Source organism: Pseudomonas meliae (genome assembly GCF_001400515.1).
Lineage (GTDB): Bacteria > Pseudomonadota > Gammaproteobacteria > Pseudomonadales > Pseudomonadaceae > Aquipseudomonas > Aquipseudomonas amygdali.
Genome location: NZ_LJQT01000378.1, coordinates 1 through 2,449, shown reverse-complemented (window position 1 = coordinate 2,449; position 2,449 = coordinate 1). Strand labels below are relative to the sequence as shown.

General features: G+C 53.9%; 3 protein-coding genes. All 3 read left to right on the top strand.

Going from position 1 to position 2,449, the window contains the following annotated elements:
* Positions 1–59 precede the first annotated feature (59 nt).
* The 3 genes from ALO64_RS17845 to ALO64_RS17835 are packed head-to-tail and all read left to right on the top strand — an operon-like array spanning position 60 to position 2,405.
* Positions 60–443, top strand: coding sequence for a hypothetical protein (locus tag ALO64_RS17845; RefSeq protein ID WP_044345838.1), 384 nt, complete (start codon positions 60–62; stop codon positions 441–443).
* On the top strand, positions 436–879 hold the full coding sequence (locus ALO64_RS26000; protein ID WP_200893705.1) for a hypothetical protein: 444 nt from the start codon (positions 436–438) through the stop codon (positions 877–879). Before ALO64_RS17845 ends, ALO64_RS26000 begins: the two co-directional genes overlap by 8 nt.
* 11 nt (positions 880–890) lie before the next feature.
* On the top strand, positions 891–2,405 hold the full coding sequence (locus tag ALO64_RS17835) for a zeta toxin family protein (protein ID WP_044345839.1): 1,515 nt from the start codon (positions 891–893) through the stop codon (positions 2,403–2,405).
* Positions 2,406–2,449 lie beyond the last annotated feature (44 nt).

Sequence of the window (2,449 nt, the reverse complement as noted above, 5' to 3'; positions counted from 1 at the left end):
TTTCAGAGTTTCCCTAAAGGCCCTTTTCTCGCGCTCGACATCAAAAGGTAGGGACTCTGATGTTTAACGAAACTGAAATGAAGGTCGTCCCGGCATACTTTGCTAAGGGTTCATCAGGAGCGTCGGTGCCCTTCATCGTATCTCTGATGTTGGTGGATGGTGGCCTTAAACCAGCGCTGCCGCCTGCGGTCGAGGCGTCGATCAATCGCACAGCAGAGATTACTGGTGCGGAAGGCGTGGCATTTGCGAATGTCTACGACACAGATGATTTACGTGCCCTTGCCATGAAAAGCATTGACCGGGCACATTCCCTCAAAGCCTTGGCTATTGTGCTATTCAGGTGCCAAAGCGCACATACAGCAGAGCAGCTGATGACCGTGCTGAATGACTCCTACGTGCTGTCCTTAGTCAAGGACAATGCCGGGAGTGATAGCGATGAATAGTCGTATCATGCGGTTGCTTGTCGGTTCGTTGAGCCTAGTAGTGGGCTTGGCCATGGCAGTCAATTCCCAACTCAATGATCTCAGTCCAAACGACGAATGGTTCCGTTCAGCACTATTTTTGATTCTAGGCCTCGTCTTGATTTACAAGGCATCCAAACCTGAGAAGAAGGACAACCCCATGCCTGCACAGTGGACGGACCAACAGCTTGCCGCCTATGAGGCTGCGTCGGAAACCATAGGCAACATGATCGCAATCAAAGCCCGCGACATTCACGCAGAACGCAGCAAAGCCGAACCCGATAAGGTACTGATTGATCAGTTGCGGGCTGAACAAGCTGAGCTCGTGGTCGAGCGGTCCCGACTTCGCATTGACGACAATACAGGGGTAGCGCATGCAATCGAGCGCTACGGACCACTCGTCAAAGCTTCGGATTAAGGGGGTATTTCATGCCAGCTCCCGAACAAGTCGGCCTGACCGTTGCTCAGGCCCAGTCGATAGTAGATCGCTTCATGGCTGAATATCGTGGTCACATAGCAGTGACTGCTAATATCAAGGCCACTCAGGAGGAAATTTATGGTCCAGACGCCGCGAGAGACAAAATCGGATACCGAATCGACGCAGCCTACCACCCAGCAAGAGCCATCTTTACCCTTGCAGCTTCCAATATGGGTGACGAAGGGGCCGTCAGACGAGCGCTGCGCCACGAGCTCCTCGGGCATTATGGGCTCAACACCTTCAATCCCGAAGAAAAGCGAGAGTTCCTGGGTCGCGTTCTTGAAACGCGCGGTGAAGCTTCACTAGCCCACATTTGGGCATACGTAGATGAGCACTACGCGAAGCTAACAGATCTCGGCCGTGCCGAAGAGGTCTTCGCTTTTGTTGCGGAAGAGGAGCGTTCATTCCTCGGAAAAGCGTGGGATCGCACCCGCCATACCCTACAAGGCATGTTGAAGGCCGTTGGCCTCACAGACGGTCGGCTTACTATCAGTGAACTGCGCATTGAAGCTCAAGCTATAGCTGCAGGTATCAAGGAAGGACATCGACAGCAAATGACGTTCCCCAAGGATGACCAATCGCAGTTCCGGCTTTCACCCGCTGAGCACGATGCTATTTTCGACGACATCGCATTGTTTTCGCTGACCAATACCAAGCCAGTCAACCACCCTACAGCGGTGCTACTTGGCGGGCAGCCTGGGGCAGGTAAGGCGGGGCTCAGTAGCCGAGTTATGGATGAGTTTGGCGGCAACACCATCAAGGTTGATGCTGACGAATTGCGCAAGCACCATCCGCAATACCTACAACTGATGCATGAGAACGACCGCATGGCTGCCGACCGTACTCATCCCGATGCCGGGGCTTGGTCAGTTAAACTGACCAATTTGGCGATAAAAAATCGTCGAAACTTGCTAATCGACGGCACCATGCGTGACCCTGAGAGCCTAGCCAAACTGTGCTCTCGTCTTCACTCAGCAGGGTATCGTGTGGAGGCGCGGGTCTTGGCTGTTGACTCTCTCGTCAGCCGCATGAGCATTCATATGCGCTACGAGCTACAGCGGGAGTCCAACGGCTTTGGCCGCTGGGTGAATCGGGATAAACATGACCAGGCTTACACAGGCCTGCCATTAACCGTCGAACGTCTAGAAGCTGGCAATCTGGTCGATACGCTGAGGGTATTCAGCCGCAACGGTACAGAGCTTTATGCGCGTCGGCTCTCTGAGGGGGGAAGCTCTCCTGCAGGAGGCAAACAGCGCATCACCCAAGAGCGCGAACGGGTATGGAGCCCTCAAGAGATCCGCGGCTTCAGTTACAACCTGGAAGTGATCGAGGGGAAAATGTTGGTACGTCGAGCATCTCCAGGCGAGCATGCTGAGCTTGATGGCCTCCGTTCTGAATACCGCACCCAATACCCGACCGATCTTAGCCAGGGCGATTTCATGAAAAGGCCGAAACCTGGCTACTGACAGTACCCTTTAAAAACAGTGAGTTAGGAACAGGGCAGCCTGCG

What these genes read in the sequence shown, in the direction of transcription:
- ALO64_RS17845 (WP_044345838.1), top strand. Translation starts at nt 60, where the DNA reads ATGTTTAACGAAACTGAAATGAAGGTCGTCCCGGCATACTTTGCTAAG.
- ALO64_RS26000 (WP_200893705.1), top strand. Translation starts at nt 436, where the DNA reads ATGAATAGTCGTATCATGCGGTTGCTTGTCGGTTCGTTGAGCCTAGTA.
- ALO64_RS17835 (WP_044345839.1), top strand. Translation starts at nt 891, where the DNA reads ATGCCAGCTCCCGAACAAGTCGGCCTGACCGTTGCTCAGGCCCAGTCG.